We start from the raw sequence: 2,265 nt of genomic DNA, 5'->3' as shown, positions 1-2,265 counted from the left end.
CTTTCGTAGGTGCGGACAAAGATGCCGTTTTCGAATGGCTGTACGAAGTTAACATTGGTGCCTTCGCCCGCAAAGCGTTCATTGTAGCGAATGCCACGGCCTTCGTTGAAAACATCTACGGCCTGTACATCTTCCACAAACTTTACAAAATGCGGGGAGCCGGTGTTGAGGTAATAATAGAGCGGGCCATGTTCCACATCATGTACATCCGACATTTTCAGGTTTACCCAGTTGTCGCCATCCATGGTGGCTTCGTGTTCTCCGTCTACGGCAATAAAGTAGAGGTTACCATCGCCAACGCCCATTTTATGGGCAAAGGCAACGAGGCATCTGCCGCCATTACCGCACATGGTACCTTCGCGGCCATCTGCATTGTAATATTTCATAGCGAAGTCGTAGTCTTCGCTTTTATTCAGCAACATTAATCCATCGGCACCGATGCCAAAGCGGCGATCGCATAATTCGTTCACCTGTTCGTCTGTAAGCCAGTCGTATTGTCCGTCCCGGTTATCCATGATCACGAAATCATTTCCGGTACCCTGATATTTATAGAAGTGGATATTGTTCATGCCAGCAAAGATAAAAAAATAAGCAATGCAGCGGAGGGGATCGCCTTCGGCGATTGTCTTTGGACAGGATTAAACTGATTTTGATGATTTTGATGATTTTTTTTGATGACTTCTTTTCAAGGGATACTCTCTTCTTTTTTAAGCGCTTTAAGTGAAGAAATAAAATCCTTTTGGGAAAGTTATTATCATCAAAATCAGTTTAATCAGTTTAATCCTGGTAAGGACAGGCGCCGAAGGCGCCCACCTCCGCTTAGAAATTAGCGATAATGCCCAGTCCTTTTTCGATCAGTGCAGCTACTGCAGCGCCGCCATCTTTACTGAATTCTTTGCGGATGCGGTTGGCCACGATGGCGCTGATAGAAAGGCATTCATGACCCAGTACACGTCCCATTCCGTAAATGGCGGATGTTTCCATTTCGAAGTTGGTGATGCGGTTGGATTCGTAGGAGAAGCCTGTGAGGTTATCGATCAGATTAGGATTGGATAAGGTGCCACGCAGTACCCGGCCCTGTGGTGCATAAAAACCGGGGCAGGTAACGGTGATGCCTGTATGAAAACCATCTCTGAAATGCTCGTGCAGTTTTGCGGAAGCTTCAAAGAGACATGGATTGGCGCCGCCGGGTTGCAGGAATACCTGTCCGCGAAAGGCTTCCAGCAGTTGTTTTTCGGCGGTAGTATTTTCAAAGGCGTAATAAGGCATCAGGTTGTCGAGGCCCAGGCCATGAGAAGATACCACGAAGCTATCTACCGGAATGGCTTCCTGCAAAGCACCCGAAGTACCCAGACGTATAATTTGTAAGGAAGTGAGTTCGGATTTAGCGAGACGGGTATTGAAATCGATATTTACCAGTGCATCGAGTTCGTTGAGCACAATATCGATATTATCGGTACCGATGCCGGTAGAAACAACAGACAGGCGTTTGTTGCCGATATAACCGGTATGGGTAACGAACTCGCGGTGTTGAAATTTTCCTTCTATTTTATCAAAGTGTTGACTTACCGCACTAACACGGTCCGGGTCTCCTACGGTGATGATGGTATGAGCCAGTTCATCCGGTCTTACATCCAGGTGATATACCGCGCCGCGGCTGTTGATGATGAGTTCCGATTCAGCAATACGATTATCCATTGTACTAATTTTTATTATTCACGAATCAACATTTCGGGTTTTCCAGCCTCAATATTCCTTTGTTCTGCCTTATTATCAAAATATTTTTTCAGATATTTTTTAAATAATATTTGGTGGTAATCAGAAATTTACTACTTTTGCAATCCCACAAAACGAATGAGATGTACGCCAGTGGGGGAGTTAAGGCGGACGTTTTGAAATAGATGGTTTCGTGGCCGAGTGGCTAGGCAGAGGTCTGCAAAACCTCGTACAGCGGTTCGAATCCGCTCGAAACCTCTACAAAAGAAGAGCCGCGTATATCGCGGCTTTTTCTTTTTATACCCCTCCTGTAGCGAATCTGCGGCAATTGGCAGCTATCATCCTGTACGCTGATTTCACATAGCAGGATCGCTCCACCAGCCACCAGATCAATGCGTAGAAGCATACTGCTGGCAGCTTTCAGCCGCTTAAAATATTTATTAAAATAGCTGTGATAATGTCGATGTAAAAGGTTATATTGCATCCCCCGCATGAGGCAGGACGAGTAAGCAGAAGGCATGACATTTATCAATGATATACCAGAGATAT

At 45.7% G+C, this 2,265-nt stretch carries 2 protein-coding genes and 1 tRNA gene; 1 reads left to right on the top strand and 2 read right to left on the bottom strand.

Annotated features, from left to right (window positions below):
• The coding region (gene dapF, locus VIP81_RS03325; protein ID WP_331957055.1) for a diaminopimelate epimerase at window positions 1–569 on the bottom strand (569 nt) is incomplete at its 3' end.
• 250 nt (window positions 570–819) lie between these two features.
• Window positions 820–1,698: a nucleoside phosphorylase gene (locus VIP81_RS03320; RefSeq protein ID WP_331957054.1), complete on the bottom strand. Its 879-nt coding sequence runs from the start codon at window positions 1,696–1,698 to the stop codon at window positions 820–822.
• A 205-nt stretch (window positions 1,699–1,903) separates the two neighbouring features.
• Here VIP81_RS03320 and VIP81_RS03315 point away from each other — a divergent pair.
• Window positions 1,904–1,974, top strand: a tRNA-Cys gene (locus VIP81_RS03315).
• Window positions 1,975–2,265: the final 291 nt, after the last annotated feature.

It is taken from the genome of Chitinophaga sp. (assembly GCF_036566945.1).
Classification (GTDB): domain Bacteria; phylum Bacteroidota; class Bacteroidia; order Chitinophagales; family Chitinophagaceae; genus Chitinophaga.
The sequence above is the reverse complement of the archived record's forward strand: the minus strand, read 5'-3'. Positions and strand labels throughout refer to the sequence as shown.

Bases quoted from the DNA above. Each gene is read 5' to 3' on its own strand.
- VIP81_RS03320 (WP_331957054.1), bottom strand. From the start codon at position 1,698: ATGGATAATCGTATTGCTGAATCGGAACTCATCATCAACAGCCGCGGC.